Source organism: Algoriphagus sp. UBA3586 (assembly GCF_002376385.1).
In the GTDB taxonomy this organism is placed as follows: Bacteria; Bacteroidota; Bacteroidia; order Cytophagales; family Cyclobacteriaceae; genus Algoriphagus; species Algoriphagus ornithinivorans.
On record NZ_DFMT01000013.1, the window covers coordinates 131,410 to 154,189 of the forward strand.

The window sequence follows — 22,780 nt, forward strand, 5'->3', positions numbered from 1 at the left end:
TCTTTAGAAAGCTGCAAAGATAAGGACTTATCTTACAATGATGCTCTTTGTAACAGAGGAGAAAGGGCCTTCCAGCTCTTTTCCATCATTTCTCAAAAGGGAAATTTGAACTTGATAGGTTCCTGGAAGCAAATTGGCTACCCGAACTGGGGCCATGTGATCTATTTCGTAGGAAAACTCCCCTACCTCAATTCTTACCTTCAGCCCATCCAGTTTCATATCTCCTCCTACTACCAAAAAATCAATAATCAACTCATGATCAGCATCTACAATCTGATTATTTCTAGGAAGATTGACTGCCAAATAGGGTTCTGCTGAGTACGGAAATGGTCTGGAGTCTCCTACTTGAAAATCTCTATCAACATAATTTCCGAAATTTTTTAAGGCCAATCCCTCTTCATCTACCAGATAAGCTACTACCCTATAGCTTCCTTCTTCCAATTGCCTTTGAAATATTGGTGTCCTGAAACCTGCAGGATCTCCACCATTCAAAATATTGAATAGCAAAAAGCGCTCTGCAGACTGCTCTTCAAAAGGAAAGTTTTTGATATTAAATTCAAAAGGTACTTTTCCGGGCCGAAATACCTGATTTCCCAGCGGGGTATATAACTCAAGAATAGCATCAGGATAATCTGAGGAGTCCTCGTATTGATAAAAGGTAACCTTCTGCTGGCTTAGGTCTAGAGAAAGAGAATCCTGGGAAATCTCCATGACTTCCTCGTTGATTTTTTTCTTTTCCTCACTACAAGCCCAAATAAAAAGGATCAAAACGGGCATCCATAACAGGTTTTTTTTCATACCGCGGGGTTTTGATACTAAAGGTATTATTTTTAGGGCAAAATTTCAGGAAATCATACCTAACAGAATATTACGATGGACATCCTATTCGACGAGATTCCAAGTCTGGATTTAGCAGACTTTACCTCAGGAACACCAGAACAAAAAGCAGCTTTTGTCAAAAAATTAGGCGAAGCATATCAAAACATAGGTTTTGTGGCGATCAAAAATCATGGATTGTCACAGGATTTACAAGACAGATTATACGGCAGTATCAAATCATTTTTTGCATTACCGGATGAAGTAAAGTCCAAATATGAAAAACCTGAAATCGGTTTTCAAAGAGGTTATACCGGAAAAGGGAAAGAGCATGCAAAAGGTAGAAACACCGGAGACTTAAAAGAATTTTATCATGTAGGGCAAGAGCTGGCACATATTCCAGACTCAGATCCTATCAAAGCAGAGTATCCTGAAAACATTTGGCCGGATGAACTTCCAGAGTTTAAGAATGATGCCTTAGAAGCTTATAGAACACTGGAAAATGCAGGGAAAGCCATGTTGAGAGCGATTGCGCTTAACTTGGATCTACCGGAAGATTACTTTGAAGAAAAGGTGGCTCACGGAAATTCGATTTTGAGACAAATTCATTATTTCCCGATCACTAATCCCGATGAGGTTCCAGCTGATGCTGTACGTGCAGCGGAACATGGAGATATCAATTTGATCACGCTATTGATGGGTGCAAGTGCGGATGGTTTGCAGGTCTTGAGAAAGGATGGCAAATGGATTCCAATCACTGCGCTTCCTGATCAGTTGGTGGTCAATGTCGGCGATATGCTGGAAAGATTGACCAATAAAAAATTGAAGTCAACTATTCACCGGGTAGTAAATCCACCGCGCGAATTGATGAACACAAGTAGGTATTCTATCCCCTTCTTCATGCATCCAAGATCCGATATGGATTTGACCTGCCTGGAAAGTTGCATAGATGAGCAAAATCCGAAGCAATTCAAAGATGCCACAGCTGGTGAGTTTTTGGAGGAGAGACTTCGGGAATTAGGCCTTCGTAAATAATCATGTCAGTCAAAAGGGTCAGATACTACCTATTTCTAAGGGACATTCTGACCCTTTCTTTGACAGCCTTTGGTGGCCCTCAGGCATTTTTAGCCATGCTGATTGATCGCATGGTACATACAAGAAACTATATAACCGAAGAAGAACTCTGGGAGCTCAATGCCTTATGCAACATGCTTCCCGGCCCCTCCTCTACGCAATTGGTTTCAGCAATTGGCTTCAGAGTGGGAGGTCCTAATCTCGCTTATTTAGCGCTATTAGTTTGGATAATCCCTGCAACTCTGCTGATGACCTCTGCAGCTGCATTGATTTACTTTTTAGAAGAAAATACCCCAGGGGCTTTAAACTTCGCCAAATTCATTCAGCCCATGGCGATAGGTTTTATCATTTTTGCCGCGCAAAAAACGATTTCAAAAATGGTACAGACCACTGAAGCCATGGTTTTGGTTTTGATTTCTACCTTCATTTCATTTTTCTACAGTTCTCCCTATGTATTCCCCATTCTTCTTTTGGCTGGGGGACTAAGCACCTCAATCAAATATAAAAATCAACCCAAGTATGAAAAAGATGAGCCTTTGGTCATCCAATGGGCCAATTTCTACTTATGGGGCGGGGTTTTGGTCTTGGCGGCAACTCTAGGTGCTTTGACCAAATACCAACCTGTCATCTTATTTGAGAATTTCTATCGAAACGGGAGCTTGATTTTTGGAGGAGGTCAAGTATTGGTGCCTTACTTGTACACTGAATTTGTGGATTTCAAAAACTTTCTCAGTTCTGAAGAATTCCTGACTGGATACGCTATTTCACAAGGAGTACCGGGACCTACTTTTTCTTTTTCGTCTTTTGTAGGGGCATTTTCCATGAAAGAGTTTGGATTGGTTGGTTTTCTAACTGGCGGATTAATCGCTGCTGCAGGAATATTCCTGCCTGGAATATTTATGATCTTCTTTGTGATTCGATTTTGGGATCAACTGAAAAAATACAGACCTGTAAGAGCTGCGCTGGAAGGAATCAATGCCGTATCCTGCGGGATGTTGATTGCTGCAGCTTATTTACTTTTTGAGCCATTAGAAGCTAACCTAGTTAATATTTTAATGATATTGGGAACCTATTGCCTGCTTCAATTCACTAAAATATCCTCCCCTATGATCATTTTGGGGGGTATTTTATTAGGAATTGGAGTGAATTTCCTCTCCTAATTTTAGAACGAAAAAGGTCTATCCAATCAAAAAGGAACAAGAATAAGGCTTTAGACGTTTTAAAACCGTAAATCATTTCCTATATTTCCTTTATGCAGGCCTACGAATTTATCAATAACCTTATTCCTCCATTGAAGCTAAGCGACAAGACTAGAAAGGCTTTGGCTTGGATGGAAGAGATCCGAACGGATGTTTTACCCGTTGTGGATCAAGGTCATTTTTTAGGGCTTCTCCGAGATGAAATGATTTTTGAATTGAATGATTTGGATAAAGACATCTTGGGTATTGTTCCTGAAAATCCAAATTGTTGGGTATACAGTGACAAGCATATTTACGATGTACTAAAGGCCAGCTCAGAGCATCAATCCAATATTGTTGCGGTGGTAGATAGAGATATGACCTACTTGGGAGTCGTAACCATGGAAGATGCAATCTCTGCTTTTGCGGATAGCCTTTCTATCCAATCCCAAGGCTCTGTATTGATTCTTTCTTTGAACATGACGGATTATTCTTTGGCAGAAATCAGTAGGATTATTGAAACAGAAAATACCAAAGTATTAAGTTCATTTATAAGTAGTGACCCATTGGATGATTCTAAAATTAAGCTTACTCTGAAACTAGACAAGCCTGAACTACGACATATCAAAGCTACCTTGGAGCGTTTTGGTTATAAGATCCTAGACCATTACCAGGAGGAAACCGGTGTGAGTAGTGAAGAAGACAGAATCGGTAACTTGCTAAGATTTTTAGATATTTAGGCTATGAATTCAAGAAATGAGTATTCCCCACCTGAAAGGAATACTTATCTTTTTTGATTCAATACCTATTAAAAACCCTGCTTTTTTGCAGATTAAAGAGGGATTTTATGCCAAATAAACTCAAATTTTAAACAGGTGAAACCGAGCATGACAAAGCCGTCATTCTGGGGGATGCCCCGATGTATCGGGGAATTATGCGACCTGCCTGCGACAGGCAGGGATTCCATCCCGATTTTCGGGGAAGGTAGTGACCTATGAAAAATAAAAAATAAACAGATGAAAGTCGCTTTGCACGGCTTGGCGCTCAAAATAGAATTTCTAAATGACGTCAAAGCTTTATTCACAGCTTTACAAAATCATCAGTTCGAAATATTTGTCACGGAACAGTTTGACAGGCAACTTCGAATGCACGGCAATACCGGGCTGAATTATTGGCTGCTGGACGGTACAGATGATATGAGCCAGATGGATTTTTTAATTTCCATAGGAGGCGATGGGACTTTGCTGGACTCCGTATGTCAGGTGGGAGAAGTAGAAACTCCGATTTTGGGTTTAAATACGGGTAGGTTAGGATTTTTGGCGACTGTATCCACCGATAAAATTGACGAGGCAGTTAGAAACCTAAGCGAGAATAATTACCAAATTGAAAATAGAAGCCTCGTATCTCTGGATGCAAAAAGAAAACTTTTCAATGGGTTGAATTTCGGATTGAACGAATTCACCATTCACAAAAGAGATACTTCTTCCATGATCACTGTTCATACTTACATTGACGGAAAGTATCTGAACAGCTATTGGGCAGACGGACTCATTGTAGCAACTCCAACCGGCTCTACGGGGTACTCTTTGAGTTGCGGGGGACCTTTAATTTCTCCAGAGGCAAAAAATCTAGTCATCACTCCGGTAAGTCCTCATAATTTAAATGTGAGACCTATCATCGTTTCAGATGAAAGTGAGATTACCTTCGAAATAGAAGGAAGGGCAGAGAAGTTTTTGATTTCATTGGACTCCAGATCTACCTCCATTTCTTCAGACTTGAAGTTGAAGGTAAAAAAAGAACAATTCTGTGCCCGGCTTGTCAAATTACCCAGCTACAATTTTTTTGATACCTTGCGGTATAAATTAAATTGGGGTTTTGATATGAGAAATTGAGGCTAAAAGGTAAAAAAATGCCAATTTTAGCTTAACAAATATTAACCGCAATCATACTAGGCAGCGTTTTTTAAACGTTGGGTACTTCATAACTTGCATCGTCTTGAAAAAGGTCAATTTTCAGATTTTCAAAACACTAGTCTGTATTTCTATACTAGGTCTTTGTTTTCTTTCGGAAGCAAAGGCTCAGAAATATGAAATAGGTGGCGGACTGGGTACCACGGCATATACCGGGGATATCCTGAGGAAAATTGATCTGGACCACTTAGGTCTTCACGGCACGTTGTTTGGCAAGAGAAATTTTGACAATGTATGGACGCTTCGGCTTGGTTTGACAGCCGGTACTCTAAGAGCTACCGATAGTGTAAGACCTTATGACTTGGTAGCAGAGAGAAGAGATGCAAGATTCAGAGGAGGGATTATTGAAGGAACAGCCATTATGGAATTTAATTTCCTGGATTTCCTTCGGAATGATTCTGAATTTTTCTGGTCTCCTTATGCATTCTTTGGAATAGGTTATTCTCACTTCTTTTCAAAAGGAAACACCTATGCTTTCCAATTTTCGGAAAGGTATAACGTAGGTACCGTGGTAATTCCATTTGGAGGAGGGGTAAAATACAGGCTTGATGATAGGTGGACACTTGCAGTCGAAGCTGGCATTAGAGCCACATTTACGGATTACCTGGATAAGGTAGATAGTAGAACACCGCCTATACCCAGATTTCAGGATCCGGCCAACCCTAATCAACCCTATGGGATCAACTACGGAAACCCGTATGACAAGGATTGGTATTACTTTTTGGGTGTGACACTTAGCTACACCATCGCTTCTACCAAATGCTACGCCTATTAATTAATTGAGTCTTAGGCTTAATTATTGGAAAAGAAATAGCATTTTTGTACCTCCAAAAATGTAAGGTATTCTGAACCCAAGTAATGAAGGAAGTACTAGACAGAGAGCGGATCCCCAGACATATTGCAATTATCATGGACGGCAATGGCCGTTGGGCCAAGAAAAAAGGCGCCATGAGGATATTCGGCCACAGACATGCAATTCAGGCTGTAAAAGATGCAATAGAGGGAGCAGAAAACCTGGGAGTGAAATATCTAACCCTATTTTCTTTCTCTACCGAGAACTGGTCCCGACCTCAAGATGAAGTGAATGGTCTCATGGAATTATTGGTAAAAACTATTACCGATGAAGTGCCCATGATGATGAATAACAATATCCGATTAGAAAGCATAGGCGATATTGACAGCCTCCCTCCTTCGGCATACGAAAAACTAATGGAGGCTAAAAAAATAACCTCTACCAATTCCGGTCTCACCGTCATCTTGGCATTAAGCTACAGTGGACAGTGGGAACTAACCCAAGCGACCAAACGCATTGCTCAAAAAATCTCTGAGGGGAAATTGAAGGTTGAGGATATCAATCAAAATTTGGTAGCGGAGCATTTAGAAACCGCAGGAATACCAGATCCTGAATTGATGATCCGAACCAGTGGGGAGTACAGGATTAGTAATTTTCTCCTGTGGCAACTGGCCTATACAGAGTTACATTTTACTCCTGTATTATGGCCGGATTTTAGAAGAGAGCATCTGGAAGCAGCCATCTTGGATTTCCAAAAAAGGGAAAGAAGATTTGGTAAAACCGGAGAGCAAGTTAAACCTTAGGTAATAAATGTAGTCAAGCTTGATTCGATTCTCATTTCAGCAAATGAAGATTGTAAAGCGAGATTCCATATGACCATCTCGGTCAAATTATAGTCTTATGAAAAGAAGTTTACTGATTCTGTTTTGTCTGATCTGGGCAAGTTCTGCAATGGCTCAAATTCGTTTGGGTCAAAGCCGTTATACATCGTCTAGACCGGTGAATATTTTGGAATTAAATTATTCCAAACCAGAAACCTATAGAATCGCAGAAATAAAAGCAGTTGGTCTTACCACTTTGGACGAAACCGCCATTCTATCCCTTTCCGGTTTGAAAGTCGATGATAGAATTGAAGTTCCTGGAGAGGCTATTTCGAATGCTTTGAAAAAGCTTTGGAATCAAGGGATCATCGGAGATGTAAAAATCTTAGTGACGAAAGTGGAAGGTGAGGATATCTCCCTGCTATTGGATTTAACTGAAAGACCTAGATTTTCCAGAGTAGAATTTAAGGGAATCAATAAAACTCAGGAAAGCGAACTGAGAGACAAAGTCAATATTCGAGGAAGAGTAGTTCGGGAGGACGTTCTCAACACCGCGCAGCGAAATATCCAAAAGTACTTTGTGGACAAAGGCTTTTTGAATACGGATGTAAAAGTGACTCAAGAACGAGATACCACACTTCCCAATTCTGTCAAGCTCCGATTCGATGTTAATCAAAACTCGAAAGTTAAGATCAATGAAATCAGAATCTTTGGAAATGAGGAGATCGCTGATTCCAAAGTGAAGGGGAAGTTGAAGAAAACCAAAGAGCATGCGAGAGTAAGTGTGTTCCGCGATATTTATTCCAGAGTTACGGCAGCTACTCCTGAAGACATTGGAAATGCAGTTTTACACACTGATTCTGTTTCCAAAGAGGACGCTAAAACTTACATCAACAAAAACTTCAAACTTAATTTCTTTGCCGGGTCCAAATACATTCCCAAGGAATATAGGAATGATAAAGAAAACGTAATCAACTTCTACCAAAGCAAGGGATTCAGAGATGCCAAAATTGTCGAAGACTCTGTTTACAAGTTCGGGAAAGATGAGATCAACATTGACATAGAGCTAGAAGAGGGAAGAAAGTATTATTACAGAAATATTGAATTCACCGGTAATTTCATTCACCCTGATGAGGTGTTGGCTGCCAAGCTTGGTATTCAAAAAGGGGACGTTTACGATAAAGAAAAGCTCGATAAGCGCCTGAATTATGATCCTCAAAAGGGAGATGATGTCAGTTCCCTTTATCAGGATAATGGTTATTTGTTCTTCAATATACAGCCGATAGAAGTTAATGTAGTCGGCGATTCCATTGATTTGGAAATGCGGATTTTTGAAGGCCCGCAGGTAACTGTAAATTCTGTTAGCATCAAAGGAAATGAAAGAACTTCTGATCACGTGGTGATGCGTGAAATCCGGATTCTCCCTGGTCAGAAATTCAACAGAGCCTTATTGGTACGTACGATCCGGGAATTATCCCAATTAGGATACTTTGACCCTGAGAAAATCAATCCGGACCTTCGTCCTAATTTCGAAGCAGCGACGGTGGATATCACTTTCGAACTGGAAGAAAGGCCTAATGATCAGATCGAACTATCCGGTGGATGGGGAGGATTCTTTGGGTTCGTTGGAACTGTTGGACTTACTTTCAACAACTTCTCCATCAAAAACATCGGCAACTTTGATAAATGGGATCCACTTCCTGTAGGAGATGGCCAAAAATTATCATTGAGAGTTCAGGCTAATGGGCGTTCTTTCCAAAACTATTCTCTTTCCTTGACCGAGCCTTGGTTTGGAGGAAAGAAACCAAATGCCTTGAGCTTTAGTTTTAACCACTCTGTACAAAGACAGGTTGACTTCTTCAATAGAGCAAACTTTGGAAATGAATTGGGCTTTTTCAAAATCACTGGAGCGACTCTTGGATTAGCAAAAAGAGTAACCTGGCCGGATGATTACTTTAGCGTTTCCAACTCACTTCAGTTCCAGATTTATGAGTTCGATCAATTTGGAACATCCTTCGGATTGAGTTATCCGACCGGAAGATCTAATAGCTTATCAATCAACAATACGATTGCCAGAAATAACGTGGATAATCCAATCTATCCAAGATTTGGGTCGAATATCATGTTATCCACTTCATTTACTCCACCTTATACTTCTTTGAATCAGAACTTGAATTCTGAATCAAGTGATGAGGAAAAATATAAGTGGTTGGAATATCATAAATGGATGTTTGATGCTTCTGTCTATACTCCACTATTTGGATCCACCAAATTTGTGGCAAGTGCCAGAGCACATATGGGCTTCTTGGGCTCTTATGGTAATAGAATTGGATTGATTCCTTTGGAAAGATTTGTTATGGGTGGTGACGGTATGACCTTTAATAACTTTGCTTTGGGTCAGGAAATCATCGGCCTAAGAGGTTACGAAAATCAATCGATTACTCCAGGAAGAGAAACGAGAGGTACGGCCAACCCTGATCCTTTTGGTGGTGTGGTTTACAACAAATATGTCATGGAGCTTAGATTCTTGGTTTCTCCTAACCCATCAGCAACGATATTCTTATTAACCTTTGCTGAAGCCGGAAACAACTGGGGATCTTATAAGGACTTTAATCCATACGATCTGAAAAAATCAGCAGGTGTGGGTGCAAGAATCTTCATGCCGGCATTCGGATTATTAGGTGTAGACTGGGGTTATGGCTTTGATCAAATACCTGGAGAAACCAGAAGAAGTGGTCCACAATTCCACTTTACCATTGGTCAGCAGTTTAGATAAGCTTGAAATGAGTGCGAGATTAGTTAATTTATGTCAAAATTTAAGGGAACAAAGCTCGTTTAAGAGCTGAATCTTCAAATTGATGTCACATGAATAACTCATCGAAAATTGTACTTTTGCTTTTCTTAATCCTGCTTTCTGGCTCTCTAAAGGCACAAAAGTTCGGTTATATAGATTCAGAGTTTATCTTAAATAAGCATCCAGATTACAAAATTGTGCAGCAGGAGCTACAAAAGCTCAGCGACAACTGGAAGAAAGAGGCACAAAGTTTGGATAAAGAGATCAAAGAAATGTACGTTCAGCTAAAAGCTGAAGAAGTTCTATTGACAGAGGAAATGTATCAGAATAGGATGCAGGAGATCAAGAAAAAAGAGAAGGCATCTCAGGAATTCAATAGCCGTATATTCGGTATTGATGGACAATATTTCCAAAAGCAGGCGGAGCTTTTACAACCTTTGCAGTCAAAGATCTATGATGCCATAGAGCGGGTGTCCAGAAAAAACAATTTGGCCATGTTATTTGACAAAGCCTCCGTACCTTCGGGAATTATTTATACAGACCCAAGACATGACTATTCAGAGTTTGTTTTGGAAGAGTTAGGAATAGAAGACAACAATTAAAATTAAAATCTAAACGTATGAAAGTTAAAGTTATCCTTTCCGCAATCGCATTGCTTTGCGTAGGATTTGTCGCCCAAGCGCAGGAAGTAAAAATTGGTTATACCAATGTAGAATTTATCATGGACTTGATGCCTGAAATGGAGCAAATCGGTGCTGACATTCAGGATTATCAAACCCAACTTCAAACAAATATTCAAACAAAAGCTCAGGATTTCCAAAGACAAGTACAGTCTTATCAGCAAGCAGCTGGTACTATGACTGAGCAGGCTAGAGCTGCAAAAGAGCAGGAGCTTACTAAACTTCAGCAAGATTTGCAGAAATATGAGCAAGACGCTCAAGTTAGCTATCAAAGAAAATTACAGGAACTATTAGACCCTGTACAGACTAAAGTAATCAATGCAATTAACGCTGTAGCTGCTGAAAATAACTACACTCATGTATTTGCTGAGACAGCAGGACAAGCTCCTATCCTTCTTTATACCAAAGAAGAAGATAAGTTTACTGAGTTGGTATTGGCAAAATTAGGCGTAGAAATGCCTAAGGCACCAGCTACTTTGGATTCCACTAGACCAAGAATGCAGGAGTAATTACTCCAAGAATATAAAGAAACCGATCCACATAGTGGGTCGGTTTTTTTGTTTAGGCCAAATTGATCAGAGCTAACTTTTGTTTGAGTTTTCGAAGCTCTAGAGAATCATTTACTTTTACTGCATGCCTAAAGAATCGATTAAGGATAAACTTAGCAAAAGCCAAGACGCCATTTTAGTGGATTTTTACGCGGATTGGTGCGGACCATGTCAAACCATGGATCCAATTATTTCCGAGGTTCTCGAAGAACTCGACGGCAAAATAAAGCTTTTAAAACTAAACGTTGATAAATATCCTCAGCTTGCGCAGCAATTTGCAGTAAGATCAATCCCCCATTATGCACTCTTCAAGAGAGGCAAAATTCTTTGGAGAAAGGGAGGGATTATCACTAAAAGAGATTTGGAAAAGGCTTTAAAAGGCTTTACCTAAAAAAAGATTCTTTTTATAGGTTAGCGTCCAGTAAAAGAATGCTTAGAAAAAATGACCTATTAATCGTTACTTTTCATCCAGAGTATTACACCGGCAATCATAATCACTCCTCCCACTGCCAAGGCCAAATTGATATCCCTTTGCGTTTTTTTTGCTTTTTGTAGGTAGTTTGATCCCAATCCTTTTTTGCCGATAAACTCTTCAATTCTATCGATTCTATTTTCCAATTCTTCTTTAGCTTTTCTAGTAATTTCCATAATGGTTGTATGTTTAAAAGTTTACTCTTACTACTATTCAACACTTGTGATAAAAAATAGTTCTGATTTTCTATCTGGTTCAAGAAGGAATGGAGTGGAATATTGAGCCATTTTTGATTGAATTTCCTCCCAGAAAAGGGAGTTTTAATCCCAATATTTCTGGAATAGAGAAGCATCAGAACTGCATTGAACAAATCCCGAAACCCGATTTTTTTAGAATGGTGCGGTACTCGTCAAACTATGCCCCCTTTCGCCTATGTTTGGAATGGACGCCATGGACTAAGGCAACTGTTAGATGTAATTCCATTTTCAAAGTTTAACTTGTTTAGGGTTGCCAGATCCAAACCAACAAAAATTTATTTTTCCACCAGTTCCGCCGACCGACCGATAGAGGAAGGCTTAGGACTTTTCAGAAGTTAGACGGCTTCACCGTCTTTTATCCATTCCTCTGGTACAATGATAATGACCCCGAGAGGGGTCAAACCTTTGAATAGCCATGGGTGCAACCCATGGTGACAGGTAATACAATTTATATGGTACTTACAGACCCTGAAGGGGTCGAACAATATGGAGAAGTTATTTTCAAGCCATCCCTTCTGAACATATAATAAACATTCGTGTAAACATAGATTTCCTTTCCTACAATCTGGCAAAGCTAAAATGAGGTTTGATGAGTCAATTTATTGCGCCTAGTATTGATTTCATTTTATTAGAATTTGCAAATAGAATACCTATAATTCAACCCTTTCAGGGTTGCCAAAACTAAATTATTTGTCGTATTCATTCCCTTGGTTTCACCTAGGGCTATTGAGGGGTTCGACGGCTACACCGTCATTTTACAATCACAAAAAACGTTGAAAAATCTTGACTATAAAGTGGTGAAACTTTTATTAAATGTGCGTCGAGCGTAGCCATGGGCAAAACCCATAGATTAGATGATAAAAAACCCCTACCAACCGACCTAAGGGGATTCAACAGTAATAAGTCATTATGCTCAATCTCTTCTTGATGGACCCAACTATTATATCTAGCTCTAGGTTTCACCTAGGACTATTGAAGGGTTGGACGGCTACACCGTCTTTTTACAATCACAAAAAATGTCGAAAAATCTTGACTATAAAGTGGTGAAACTTTTATTAAATGTGCGTCGAACCTAGCCATGGGCATAACCCATAGATTAGATGATAAAAAAACCCTACCAACCGACCTAAAGCGATTTAACAGTAGTAAGTCATCATGTTCAATCTCTTCTCGATAGACCCCACTATTATATTTAGTGTTCCATGTTTTTAACCACACCTGAATTGAAAAGGCTTTGAAAAGCTTTATATGAAAAAAGCTCCCGGTTAAGGAGCTTTTCTATTTTAAACAAAGAATTTCAGTTTGATAACTTCCTTTTCGGATAAGAAACGATAATGTCCCCGTTTTAAGTCTTTTTTATCTAATCCGGCAAACATTACTCTGTCCAAGGCAGTCACTTCGTAGCCAAGGTGAGCGAATATTCTTCTTACAATCCTGTTTCGTCCTATGTGAATTTCAAGACCTAGAATTTTACGATCCTTAGAAAGCACTTGCATGTCATCTACATTAGCCGGTCCGTCTTCCAATGTCAAGCCTTCTAATACAGCTTCCTCATCCTTTTTGGTCAAAGGTTTATCTAAGGTTACCTGATAGATTTTTTTGATCTCATTGGAAGGGTGAGAAAGCTTGGCAGCCAATTCCCCATCATTGGTAAATAATAGCAGTCCAGTAGTATTTCTATCCAATCTACCTACCGGAAATATTCTTTCTTCACAGGCGTTCTCTACCAACTTCATCACTGTTTTACGCTCCATCGGATCCTCGGTCGTAGTGATAAAGTCCTTTGGCTTATTCAATAGAACATACACCGGCTTTTCAGGATTAATTCTTCTTCCTTGATATACTACTCGGTCTGCTTTCTTTACTTTATACCCTAGCTCAGTAATGACCTCATTATTCACTGTGACTAATCCCTGAGCGATCAATTCGTCGGCCTCTCTCCTACTGCAAATTCCGGAATTGGCAATGTATTTATTCAGTCGAATTAAATCAGATCCTTCTGACCCCTTAGATTTTTTCGCAGGCAATGCATCGAAATTATAATCTGGACGGTTTTGATCCATTTCAAAACGACTGGGACGATTTTTCCCAAAACCCTTTTTCCCTGCAGGCTTAGGGCTTCTGCCTACTTCCTTTTCTCCATAAATAGGCTTTTGATCCTTCCCTCTTCCTAAATAAGCTCTTGGTTTATCTCCTTCAGGCTTTGTTTGGAAATCTTTCTTGAATGATTTTTTGAAAGGCTCTCTTTTGAAGTCGCCTGATTCGGAACCTGATTCAGGCTTAGCTCCAAAAAAGCGTTTTTTCTCCATTCCTTGACTGGAATTGGAGAATTTACCCTCATCTTTTCTAAAATTTGGTCTCTTCCCGGGCTTGTCTTCTTTATCCCATTTAGCTGAAGTGTCAGATTTTTTCCAATCTTTTTTTGGCCCAAAACTCTTTTTATCGAAGTCTTTTGAACCAAACTTAGACTTAGGAGCCGGCTTGCCTTTTTGGAATTTTTTGGAATCTGAGGATTCAGATTTTTTAGAGTCAAAAAATGGTTTTCTTGAATTATCTTTTTTCATAAGTATGCAACATCACTGCTGTATTAATTTTTAACTGATCATCCGCAAATCCTTCCAATTGACATATTTTCTTTGTTCATCGAGCTAGAAGACAGAAGACTGAAGACCGAAGTTTTCGGATTCTGATCCATAAGGCTAAAACTGAACAATTTTTCCCATTCAGCGGAAAAAAAAGCGGATATACATAAACTTTAAATAAACAATTGGATTTCAATCGTTTAATTGGGCTGCAAAGATACAGCCATTCCAAGGATATTTACTAGTTAAGTAAGAGATTTACTTGTTTTTATAATGGTATTCTGTTGCTTTTCTTACTGAACCTTGAGAAAGGAGCAATTCTCTTGCTTTTTCCTCGTCCAAGCCCGTAGCCTCCATGATCATCAAGGTTCCTCGGTTAATTAGCTTGGCATTGGAAAGCTGCATATCCACCATTTTATTCCCTTTTACTCTTCCCAATTTGATCATCACCGTAGTAGAAATCATATTCAACACTAATTTTTGGGCAGTACCGGCCTTCATTCTAGTGCTTCCTGTGACAAACTCGGGACCTACGACTACTTCTATTGCAAAGTCCACTTCCTGACTTAAGGGAGAATTTGGATTACAGGTAATACAGGCTGTTAGAAGTTCATTTTCTTTGGCTGTTTTCACACCTCCAATTACATAAGGAGTCGTGCCAGAAGCGGCTATACCAATGATCGTATCATCTGGGTTGAATCCATATTCCTGAATATCCTTCCAGGCTTGATTTGCATCATCCTCGGCATTTTCTACGGCTTTGCGTATAGCGGCATCCCCTCCAGCTATCAATCCAATGACCCAATCATGAGGCACTCCATAGGTCGGAGGGCACTCTGAGGCATCCAAAATGCCTAAACGGCCAGAAGTACCGGCACCAATATAGATTAGTCTCCCTCCCCTTTCCATCCTCGGAACAATCTCTTCTACCAGGGATGTAATGACTGGAATAACCTCTTTGACAGCCTCAGGCACTCTATGATCTTCCCGGTTAATATTTTCCAATAATTCCGGAATAGACATTTGCTCCAGATTATCATAGTAAGAGGTACTTTCTGTCACTTTCATTTTTGATAGATTTTTTTGGGTCGCTATATCTTTTTTGAATGCTCCAAACCAAATGTATGAGGACTCTTTTCCACAGAATAGATTTATAATTTATTCTGATGATACAGAGTCAATCCTGCTATAGGGCTTTCTATAATCAAATTTACTTGTAAGCCTTGATCCCTCGCTGCTTTTCTCAAAATATCTGAGTTATAGAAGGCAATGGATCCGACAAAATTAACTTGCTTAGACTTGCAGTCTTTATACTTAAAGATATGCTTTTCGAAGAATTCAATAAAAGAATCATAGAATAAGCGATAGCAGTAAGGGTTGGATGCATGTTCTGTAATAAATCTACAAAAACTAGCCATGTACCTATTTGGAAAGGGTTGCCTATAAACATGATCCTGGATGATTGCCTGGGTTAAATGAAATCTATCCTTCAATTCCTGAAAGATTTCAGAGGGCATTTCTTGGTTGATAAAATCCCGGAGTAGCTTTCTCCCAATATATCCTCCACCTCCTTCGTCCCCCAGAATATATCCCGGAGCGGGTCTTGAATCCACAATTTTAGCTCCGTCATAATCGCAGCTATTTGAACCTGTGCCTAAAATACAAGCTATCCCGGCCTGATGTCCACAGGTAGCATGAGCAGCAGCAGCTAAATCATGATCAATTTCTACAGCAGAATCAGGGAAAATGGATTTTAAAGCTTGTTCAACTTCAGCTTTTCTTTCAGGAGCGGAACAGCCTGCACCGTAGTAATAAATCTGCTCAATTTCATCAGATAGATTTTGAAGAAACTCATCCCGCATTTGAATAGCCATTTCTTCGGCCGTCTGATAATAGGGGTTGAAGCCAACACCTCTATGCTGGGAAATCTTTCCATCCTGATGAATTACTCTCCAGTCTGTCTTACTGGAACCGCTATCTGCTATTAATATCATTTCAAATCAATCGCCCTATGGGCTGAAATTTTTCAAAAACTTTTTCTGTATGGGGAGCATCTTTCAATTCCTCCGTAAGATCCTGTCCAGCCCAATGCTCATAGTGAGTGCCCGTCTTCCAAAGTCTGGATGCACTTACATCGTATATCAAACCCTTGTAAGAGACCCATACTTCCGGCTTGTCTTGCCCATTCCTCAAGGCCAATTGTTGCCTCGTGTAATCCTTCATTACAATAACTTGATCTGAGCATTGATCCAACGCTCCGGAATTTCTCCTTTTTGTGCAACTTGATAATCAGAATAACTACAAGGAACTGTACTTACCCTATCAAACTTTTCCGTTTCATTATGAGGAATCTCCATCCACCACTTTCCGCTTCTTTTACTTTTATAGAAGACCAGAGTATTAGGCTTTGTATCTAGAGAAACCGTGTATTTGGTATAATCGCTACTCTTGAAGGAAAGGCTGTCTTTTCTGGAATAAAAACCTTCGATGAAATACCAGATCATGACAGCGCTAACTTTAGCTGTCTTGTTGGAGGCATCATCAAAATAAGGTTCGTAACCATAAATTCCAATGGAACTCAATTTCTCATTCATTCCGGCAAACCAGCAGATTTGACAGGCTTCTTCGGCTGTCAATCCAAATGGCTGCGGATCCACAGCTCCTGGAGCATCAGAGGATTGAATCGCACATAGATCAAAACTCAAAAAGTCAGCATTTCTAATCAATGGCTCTATTTCTTTAAATTCTTTCCTAACCATTCCCAGTCTCATGTGATCAAAATAGAGTTTCTCTACCACATTGATCAAAGAAGGATCTACCAAAAAGCTTTGATAGGCCAAATGAGAATAAGAAAAGAGGAAATTCGGCTGATGTAAAATAATTTCCTGTGTGTGTTGGTCTGAAAGCGGCCCCTCTTCTTCCATGTCCAATTTGGCATCGACAGTCAAAAGGCTGACCAGCTTTTTCATTTTTTGATAGGATAGATATTGGCCATAATCCAAATCATGAGTGCCCCCAAAATAAATCGGAAGGATTTGTTGCTTCATCAAGAACTCCCCTACCTTTTGCATTTTTTGGTAAGTTTCCTCCAAGGTTTCTCCTGGGATTAAATCTCCCAAATCGGCTACTCTGTAAGGGCCAACTCCGCGTTTTAATTCATACAGTTTTTCACGGATTTCAAGGGATCCTCGCTCTACACTTTCGGACTTTTGAATTCCTCTGGCTTCTTTTAGTCCTACCAAAGCAATTTGAATACCCTTCAGATCAGGGAATTCTTCTCCATACCAGTGGATTTGTCGGAAAAATGAATTTTCCGGGTATTTTTTTTGCCAAAGAAAGTCCGCAACGGGATCGAAAAAAGATTGAATATTCATAAGGGTGTGATGTTGGGTAAAAATAATCAAAAATGTGACCACAAATAAAAAATCCCGCCGAAGCGGGATTTTAAGTTTTGATTATCCTCCGAAATCATCGAATCGGATATTTTCTTGAGGAATTCCTAAATCGTCTAGCATTTTAAGAACCGCTGCGTTCATCAAAGGAGGTCCGCAAAGATAGAATTCTACCTCATCTGGCTCAGGATGATCCTTCAAGTAGTTGTCATACAACACTTGGTGGATGAAACCTACATAGCCATCACCTTCTTTATCGTCCAAAGACTTCTTGATTTTCCAATTGTCTTCGGGAAGTGGCTCGGAAAGTCCAATGTGGAAATTGAAATTAGGGAATTCTTTCTCGATATCTCTAAAATGAGGAACATAGAACAATTCCTTCTTAGATCTACCACCGTACCAGTAAGATACTTTTCTATCAGTTTTCTCTGTATGGAAAAGGTGGAAGATATGAGATCTCAATGGAGCCATACCAGCACCACCACCAATGTAGATCATTTCTCTTTGGGTCGGGTTGATATGGAATTCACCATAAGGTCCGGAGATCATCACTTTATCCCCTGGCTTTCTTGAGAATACGTATGAGGAACAAACTCCTGGATTGACATCCATCCACTTGTTATTTGCTCTATCCCATGGTGGAGTAGCAATACGGATTGTCAACATGATAATATTACCTTCAGCAGGGTGGTTGGCCATGGAATAAGCTCTGAAAAGCTCCTCGTCATTTTTCATGACTAAGTCCCAAAGACCAAACTTATCCCAATCACTTTGATAAACATCATCTGGGTGACCCAATTCAGGATGCGGAGTGATATCCATATCCTTGAAGTTTACCGTGATAGCTGGAACGTCAATCTGGATATAACCTCCGGATTCAAAGTCCAAGTTTTCACCTTCTGGCAACTTAACTTTAAATTCTTTGATGAAAGTAGATACGTTGTAGTTAGACACAACTTCACACTCCCACTTCTTAATTCCGAAGATTTCTTCAGGTACGCGGATTTTCATATCCTGCTTTACCTTGACTTGGCAAGCCAATCTCACATTAGATTGCTGCTCTGCTCTGCTTAGGTGACCAACTTCAGTAGGAAGAACTTCTCCTCCACCTTCTTCCACGACACACTTACACATAGCGCAAGTACCCCCTCCACCACAGGCAGAAGGAAGGAAGATTTTTTGGTTACCAAGCGTAGACAGCAAACTCACCCCAGCTGAGGTAGTGATAGCATTGCTTTCATCTCCGTTGATGACAATTTTCACATCTCCTGAATTAACCAGTTTGGACTGGGCGAACAAGAGAATAAATACCAGTAGCAATATGATTAAGGTAAATGCTACAATGGATGTAATAATTACAGAACCCATGAAATTTTGGTTTTACTTTTCGTATGGATTGATACCCGTTTTCGGTGCACAAATATATCTATTAATCAATAAAACAGGCCAATTTGCTTTTCAAATTTGAGCCTAATCGAGCATAGATTTTTTTTAGATAACTGATTAATTGTTCAAGAGGTTTAACAAAGTGGTCAACCTGCTTTTCAACTGTCGTCTATCGATGATGAAATCAAGAAATCCGTGTTCCAAAACAAATTCAGAACTTTGAAAACCTTTTGGTAAATCTTTACCGATTGTCTCCCGAATTACTCTTGGACCGGCAAATCCGATCAATGCTTCAGGCTCAGCGATGTTAAAATCACCTAGCATAGCATACGAGGCAGTTACGCCTCCGGTTGTCGGATCTGTTAAAAGTGAAATGTATGGAATAGCTGCCTGATCCAACAGGGCCAATTTGGCAGAAGTTTTTGCCATCTGCATCAAAGAGAAACCAGCTTCCATCATTCTAGCACCACCTGACTTGGAAATCATTAAAAATGGCACTTTGTTTTTCAGGGAATGATCGATTGCTCTGGCGATTTTTTCTCCAACCACAGAGCCCATAGACCCCCCGATAAAATTGAAATCCATACAGGCCACTACCAAATCAAGCCCATTCATTTTGCCATAAGCAGTCCTTACGGCATCATTGAGTTCGGTTTTATCTATAGTAGCAGCAATTCTGGAAGTATAAGGTTTGGTATCTGAAAACTTCAAAGGGTCTCCAGACTTCATGTCCTTGTCTAATTCCGTGAATTTGTTGTTATCAAAAAGGATTTCAAAATATTCCTTGGATCCGATTTTTACGTGGAAATCATCATCAGGGCATACATAAGCGTTGTTTTTGAGCTCTCTAGTATGAATGATATTTCCATTGGGAGTTTTGAACCACAATCCATCCGGCGCATCTTTCTTCTCTGCTGTGGAGGTTTTGATCCCTTTATCAGTTCTTTTAAACCAAGCCATATTGAGTTTTTAAAATGATTTTTGACGAGTCAAAGGATACAAATTTAGTCCTTATATCTGTGAAATAAAACTCATCCTCATTTCTCTCCTTCACATGGGTATGAAAAACCTCTAATTTCATTCCTGTAGTATTCCTTTTAGAGGCCACAAATTTTGCTTTATTTTGAATAGGTCTTCAAGAAATATTTTCTTTTAGATTTAGGTAAACCCAAAATATTCCCCATGAATCTTGCTCTCCTGCTTGTCCTTTCAGCCATCATTCTGATTCTTGCATATAAATTTTACGGAAGCTATGTGTACAAGAAATTTGGACTTTCCGATGAGAATAAAGCGCCTTCTCATACGCTCAGAGATGGTGTAGATTATGAGCCAAGCAAGCCAATAGTGGTTTTGGGGCATCATTTTGCTTCGATTGCAGGGGCTGGGCCTATCGTAGGCCCCATCATCGCAGTTACTTTTGGATGGGTTCCGGCAGTTCTATGGATTTTGATTGGGGGAATATTTTTTGGTGCAGTTCATGATTTGGGGAGTATGGCAGCTTCCTTGCGAACTGAAGGTAAGTCCATAGGTGTGATCATCAGAAAACAAATAGGCCTCCAAGGAAAGCAACTTTTTGTCATTTTCAGCTTCTCTACCTTAATTCTAGTTATTGGTGTTTTTGCAGATATTATTGCCAAAACTTTCGTCAGTAATCCCGGTGTAGCATCCGCCTCTATCTTTTTCATTTTTTTAGCCATTGCATTCGGAATGGTCAACAGAGCGGTAGGAGATAAAAAAATCACCTTTGTAATTATAAGTGTGGTAGGAGTTATATTAATGTACTTTTTTGTGTACCTCGGCATGCAAGTTCCATTTGTATTGGATTATAAAATCTGGATTTTAGCCTTGCTGGCTTATGCATTTATTGCTTCTGTCACACCCGTTAGTCTACTGCTTCAGCCAAGAGATTACCTCAACAGCTTTTTACTCTATGGGATGATGATCGCAGCCATCTTGGGTGTTTTCATTGCCAATCCTGAAATTAAAATGAGTTCGGAGGTGACAGTTTCCACGGAAAATCTTGGCTATATATTTCCTGTTTTATTCGTGACTATCGCCTGTGGAGCAATTTCGGGCTTTCACTCTTTAGTAGCCTCAGGTACTACTTCCAAACAATTGGACAAAGAATCTGATGCCAAGGTCGTAGGATTTGGAGGGATGCTAATAGAGTCCTTTTTGGCCATTATATCAGTTGGTGCAGTAGTGGTATTGACCAAAACAGAGTACTTGGAAAGACTGGCAGGAGAAGGGCCTGTTTCACTCTTCTCAACTGGTTTAGGTGGAATGATTGCCAGTTTAGGAATTTCTGAATCTTTTGCTGTAGGTTTTGTGGCCCTGACCGTATCCGCATTTGCCCTGACTACGCTCGACACTTGTACCCGTTTGGCTAGGTTTACCTTGCAAGAGTATTTTGAAGACCTTCCTCAGCCCAGTGCCAAATACATCTCCAATAATCGATTTATTAGCACAGGTTTAGTCGTAGTTTTTTCTGTTCTTCTGTTACTTTCGGGAGAGTTTACCACCCTTTGGCCAATATTTGGGTCAGCTAACCAACTGTTAGCAGCCTTAGCACTCTTAACGATTGCAGTGTGGATGATTCGAAAAAAGAAAAATGCACTCTTCGTTACGCTTCCCATGTTTTTCATGTTTACAGTAACATTGGCTTCTTTGGGTTTATTTGCATGGAAAAACTTTCAGGAAGAAGTCTATGTCTTATCCATCATCGCTGCTTTACTTTTTGTTTTGGCCATTTCGCTGTTGGTATTGGCAACCAAGAGTATCAAAAAAGAAATCAAAGAGCCTTCTAAAGCCCTTTGATTTCTACTTAATTTATAAAGTATTAAAAATCTGAGGCACCTTTTTAGGTATTCTCCAGGCTAGGGAAAAATTGATCACATAATCTGCAAAGGCAGCATCTCCATGTCTTTTGTTTTCAGGAGTAGAATCAGCTATATCAGTAAGACTTCTAGTTCTATTTCTTACCAAAGCTAAAGGCACAGTCAATGTCCCAGTTAGATTTTTGAGCATATAGCTTGCTCCCGGTTCTACCGAAATGACATAGCCAGGTCTACGAAAGCCATCACTTTCTCCCAATAAATCGCTAACCGGAATGCCCTCTATTCTACCACCAAGCAAGAAGCCTAAACCATGAATTTGTTTCATAGAATAAAAAGCCCCTCCCCGAAGCGCATATTGATCAGGAACGCTCATAATGAATTCACTTTCTCTGCTTCTAAAGGTCTTTGTACCATTGGTGTTTTTTGGGTTAAAGAGATAGAAACCACTGTAGTACGCGAAAAGGGAGGAGTTTATACTCCAGATACCCTGAAAATCCACATTGAATCCGAACCCACCATCTCCTAACTGTATAGATTGATCAACAGGCCGAATTTCAGGTTGACCTCCTACACCTACATTGTAGAATGTATCCTCTGCCCGGAAATTTCCACTGGGAATTTTGATCCCTAAACCGACAGCCATATTTCCTTTTCTTTTTTCTGACTCGGGAAACAACCAGTAGCCAGCACCAATTCTAATATCACCCAAACCCGAACTGTATGTAGTGTGACGTTCAGTTCTTCCATGTTCATATAGAGAGGAGCGTTCATTATATGCAAAAGGGATAGAAGCCAGCGCATAAATTCTTGAAGTAAAGGAATAACTGACAGTAAGGTCCATCCCATGAGACCAATTGATCACCTGCGTTCCATTCTCTATCCTTTCAGGCTCCTCATGAGTTCCCCGGAAATGACGAAACGATTTAAAATATCGGTAATTAGCACTGATGTTCCAATCTCCTTGATTTTGAAAATTACCTTGTCCCACAGCATTGCCAACTCCAGAAAATTGGCGAATGGCTACGCATCCTTGAGCATAGCCAAATTCCGGGAATAGAAACAAATAAGCTCCAATTATCCCGGATAGAAATAATTTTTTCATGATAAATAACGTAATAGGTTGAAAAGGCAACAGGATACTGAAGCCTTAAAAAGAAGTAGATAGAGCTAAATGCCCCGA

General features: G+C 39.8%; 21 protein-coding genes. 11 read left to right on the forward strand and 10 right to left on the reverse strand.

Annotation, left to right across the window (positions count from 1 at the left end):
* Nucleotides 1-27: 27 nt before the first annotated feature.
* On the reverse strand, nucleotides 28-798 hold the full coding sequence (locus B2906_RS03830; protein WP_219957137.1) for a hypothetical protein: 771 nt from the start codon (nucleotides 796-798) through the stop codon (nucleotides 28-30).
* A gap of 75 nt (nucleotides 799-873) precedes the next feature.
* Here B2906_RS03830 and B2906_RS03835 point away from each other — a divergent pair, with 75 nt between their 5' ends.
* From B2906_RS03835 to trxA, 10 genes are all read left to right on the forward strand, one after another.
* The gene (locus B2906_RS03835; RefSeq protein ID WP_091652173.1) at nucleotides 874-1,851 is read left to right on the forward strand and encodes an isopenicillin N synthase family dioxygenase; all 978 of its coding nucleotides are present in this window, start codon (nucleotides 874-876) and stop codon (nucleotides 1,849-1,851) included.
* Nucleotides 1,852-1,853: 2 nt separating this feature from the next.
* Nucleotides 1,854-3,050, forward strand: a complete 1,197-nt coding sequence (gene chrA / locus B2906_RS03840) for a chromate efflux transporter (RefSeq protein ID WP_219957138.1) — start codon at nucleotides 1,854-1,856, stop codon at nucleotides 3,048-3,050.
* Between the two features lie 92 nt (nucleotides 3,051-3,142).
* Complete coding sequence (locus tag B2906_RS03845) at nucleotides 3,143-3,808, forward strand: CBS domain-containing protein (protein ID WP_091652168.1); 666 nt, start codon at nucleotides 3,143-3,145, stop codon at nucleotides 3,806-3,808.
* 276 nt (nucleotides 3,809-4,084) lie between these two features.
* On the forward strand, nucleotides 4,085-4,960 hold the full coding sequence (locus tag B2906_RS03850) for an NAD kinase (protein ID WP_091652165.1): 876 nt from the start codon (nucleotides 4,085-4,087) through the stop codon (nucleotides 4,958-4,960).
* A gap of 103 nt (nucleotides 4,961-5,063) precedes the next feature.
* Nucleotides 5,064-5,813 carry a DUF6089 family protein gene (locus B2906_RS03855; RefSeq protein WP_219957139.1) on the forward strand — a complete coding sequence of 250 codons (750 nt, stop codon included), beginning with the start codon at nucleotides 5,064-5,066 and terminating at the stop codon, nucleotides 5,811-5,813.
* A gap of 83 nt (nucleotides 5,814-5,896) precedes the next feature.
* On the forward strand, nucleotides 5,897-6,634 hold the full coding sequence (locus B2906_RS03860) for an isoprenyl transferase (protein WP_091652158.1): 738 nt from the start codon (nucleotides 5,897-5,899) through the stop codon (nucleotides 6,632-6,634).
* Nucleotides 6,635-6,731: 97 nt separating this feature from the next.
* Nucleotides 6,732-9,428 carry a BamA/OMP85 family outer membrane protein gene (locus B2906_RS03865; RefSeq protein WP_219957140.1) on the forward strand — a complete coding sequence of 899 codons (2,697 nt, stop codon included), beginning with the start codon at nucleotides 6,732-6,734 and terminating at the stop codon, nucleotides 9,426-9,428.
* Nucleotides 9,429-9,517: 89 nt separating this feature from the next.
* Complete coding sequence (locus B2906_RS03870; RefSeq protein WP_219957141.1) at nucleotides 9,518-10,048, forward strand: OmpH family outer membrane protein; 531 nt, start codon at nucleotides 9,518-9,520, stop codon at nucleotides 10,046-10,048.
* A gap of 17 nt (nucleotides 10,049-10,065) precedes the next feature.
* Nucleotides 10,066-10,635 carry an OmpH family outer membrane protein gene (locus B2906_RS03875; RefSeq protein ID WP_219957142.1) on the forward strand — a complete coding sequence of 190 codons (570 nt, stop codon included), beginning with the start codon at nucleotides 10,066-10,068 and terminating at the stop codon, nucleotides 10,633-10,635.
* A gap of 124 nt (nucleotides 10,636-10,759) precedes the next feature.
* Nucleotides 10,760-11,065, forward strand: a complete 306-nt coding sequence (gene trxA / locus B2906_RS03880) for a thioredoxin (protein ID WP_219957143.1) — start codon at nucleotides 10,760-10,762, stop codon at nucleotides 11,063-11,065.
* A gap of 59 nt (nucleotides 11,066-11,124) precedes the next feature.
* Here trxA and B2906_RS03885 read toward each other — a convergent pair whose 3' ends face one another.
* The 8 genes from B2906_RS03885 to accD all read right to left on the reverse strand — a co-directional run bounded on the left by B2906_RS03885 (nucleotide 11,125) and on the right by accD (nucleotide 19,723).
* Nucleotides 11,125-11,322, reverse strand: a complete 198-nt coding sequence (locus tag B2906_RS03885; protein ID WP_219957144.1) for a hypothetical protein — start codon at nucleotides 11,320-11,322, stop codon at nucleotides 11,125-11,127.
* A 1,364-nt stretch (nucleotides 11,323-12,686) separates the two neighbouring features.
* Nucleotides 12,687-13,967 (reverse strand): pseudouridine synthase, encoded by a 1,281-nt coding sequence (locus B2906_RS03890; RefSeq protein WP_219957145.1) that lies wholly within the window; start codon nucleotides 13,965-13,967, stop codon nucleotides 12,687-12,689.
* Nucleotides 13,968-14,243: 276 nt separating this feature from the next.
* On the reverse strand, nucleotides 14,244-15,080 hold the full coding sequence (gene murQ, locus B2906_RS03895; RefSeq protein WP_255590698.1) for an N-acetylmuramic acid 6-phosphate etherase: 837 nt from the start codon (nucleotides 15,078-15,080) through the stop codon (nucleotides 14,244-14,246).
* 56 nt (nucleotides 15,081-15,136) lie between these two features.
* Nucleotides 15,137-15,979, reverse strand: a complete 843-nt coding sequence (locus B2906_RS03900; RefSeq protein ID WP_219957147.1) for an N-acetylglucosamine kinase — start codon at nucleotides 15,977-15,979, stop codon at nucleotides 15,137-15,139.
* Between the two features lies 1 nt (nucleotide 15,980).
* Complete coding sequence (locus B2906_RS03905) at nucleotides 15,981-16,208, reverse strand: cytochrome b5 domain-containing protein (RefSeq protein ID WP_219957148.1); 228 nt, start codon at nucleotides 16,206-16,208, stop codon at nucleotides 15,981-15,983.
* Nucleotides 16,208-17,359, reverse strand: coding sequence for a formimidoylglutamase (locus B2906_RS03910; RefSeq protein ID WP_091652106.1), 1,152 nt, complete (start codon nucleotides 17,357-17,359; stop codon nucleotides 16,208-16,210). The genes B2906_RS03905 and B2906_RS03910 overlap by 1 nt, the downstream gene beginning before the upstream one ends.
* Nucleotides 17,360-17,440: 81 nt before the next feature.
* On the reverse strand, nucleotides 17,441-18,745 hold the full coding sequence (gene nqrF / locus B2906_RS03915) for an NADH:ubiquinone reductase (Na(+)-transporting) subunit F (protein WP_091652104.1): 1,305 nt from the start codon (nucleotides 18,743-18,745) through the stop codon (nucleotides 17,441-17,443).
* 135 nt (nucleotides 18,746-18,880) lie between these two features.
* Nucleotides 18,881-19,723 (reverse strand): acetyl-CoA carboxylase, carboxyltransferase subunit beta, encoded by an 843-nt coding sequence (gene accD / locus B2906_RS03920; RefSeq protein WP_091652101.1) that lies wholly within the window; start codon nucleotides 19,721-19,723, stop codon nucleotides 18,881-18,883.
* A gap of 222 nt (nucleotides 19,724-19,945) precedes the next feature.
* Between accD and B2906_RS03925 the strand changes: the two genes are divergently transcribed.
* Nucleotides 19,946-21,580, forward strand: a complete 1,635-nt coding sequence (locus B2906_RS03925) for a carbon starvation CstA family protein (RefSeq protein WP_219957149.1) — start codon at nucleotides 19,946-19,948, stop codon at nucleotides 21,578-21,580.
* Nucleotides 21,581-21,592: 12 nt separating this feature from the next.
* Here B2906_RS03925 and B2906_RS03930 read toward each other — a convergent pair whose 3' ends face one another.
* Nucleotides 21,593-22,702, reverse strand: coding sequence for a hypothetical protein (locus B2906_RS03930; RefSeq protein ID WP_219957150.1), 1,110 nt, complete (start codon nucleotides 22,700-22,702; stop codon nucleotides 21,593-21,595).
* Nucleotides 22,703-22,780 lie beyond the last annotated feature (78 nt).

Coding starts and splice junctions, on each gene's coding strand:
- B2906_RS03830 (WP_219957137.1), bottom strand. CDS start 798: ATGAAAAAAAACCTGTTATGGATGCCCGTTTTGATCCTTTTTATTTGG.
- B2906_RS03835 (WP_091652173.1), top strand. CDS start 874: ATGGACATCCTATTCGACGAGATTCCAAGTCTGGATTTAGCAGACTTT.
- chrA (WP_219957138.1), top strand. CDS start 1,854: ATGTCAGTCAAAAGGGTCAGATACTACCTATTTCTAAGGGACATTCTG.
- B2906_RS03845 (WP_091652168.1), top strand. CDS start 3,143: ATGCAGGCCTACGAATTTATCAATAACCTTATTCCTCCATTGAAGCTA.
- B2906_RS03850 (WP_091652165.1), top strand. CDS start 4,085: ATGAAAGTCGCTTTGCACGGCTTGGCGCTCAAAATAGAATTTCTAAAT.
- B2906_RS03860 (WP_091652158.1), top strand. CDS start 5,897: ATGAAGGAAGTACTAGACAGAGAGCGGATCCCCAGACATATTGCAATT.
- B2906_RS03865 (WP_219957140.1), top strand. CDS start 6,732: ATGAAAAGAAGTTTACTGATTCTGTTTTGTCTGATCTGGGCAAGTTCT.
- B2906_RS03870 (WP_219957141.1), top strand. CDS start 9,518: ATGAATAACTCATCGAAAATTGTACTTTTGCTTTTCTTAATCCTGCTT.
- B2906_RS03875 (WP_219957142.1), top strand. CDS start 10,066: ATGAAAGTTAAAGTTATCCTTTCCGCAATCGCATTGCTTTGCGTAGGA.
- trxA (WP_219957143.1), top strand. CDS start 10,760: ATGCCTAAAGAATCGATTAAGGATAAACTTAGCAAAAGCCAAGACGCC.
- B2906_RS03885 (WP_219957144.1), bottom strand. CDS start 11,322: ATGGAAATTACTAGAAAAGCTAAAGAAGAATTGGAAAATAGAATCGAT.
- B2906_RS03890 (WP_219957145.1), bottom strand. CDS start 13,967: ATGAAAAAAGATAATTCAAGAAAACCATTTTTTGACTCTAAAAAATCT.
- B2906_RS03900 (WP_219957147.1), bottom strand. CDS start 15,979: ATGATATTAATAGCAGATAGCGGTTCCAGTAAGACAGACTGGAGAGTA.
- B2906_RS03905 (WP_219957148.1), bottom strand. CDS start 16,208: ATGAAGGATTACACGAGGCAACAATTGGCCTTGAGGAATGGGCAAGAC.
- B2906_RS03910 (WP_091652106.1), bottom strand. CDS start 17,359: ATGAATATTCAATCTTTTTTCGATCCCGTTGCGGACTTTCTTTGGCAA.
- nqrF (WP_091652104.1), bottom strand. CDS start 18,745: ATGGGTTCTGTAATTATTACATCCATTGTAGCATTTACCTTAATCATA.
- accD (WP_091652101.1), bottom strand. CDS start 19,723: ATGGCTTGGTTTAAAAGAACTGATAAAGGGATCAAAACCTCCACAGCA.
- B2906_RS03925 (WP_219957149.1), top strand. CDS start 19,946: ATGAATCTTGCTCTCCTGCTTGTCCTTTCAGCCATCATTCTGATTCTT.
- B2906_RS03930 (WP_219957150.1), bottom strand. CDS start 22,702: ATGAAAAAATTATTTCTATCCGGGATAATTGGAGCTTATTTGTTTCTA.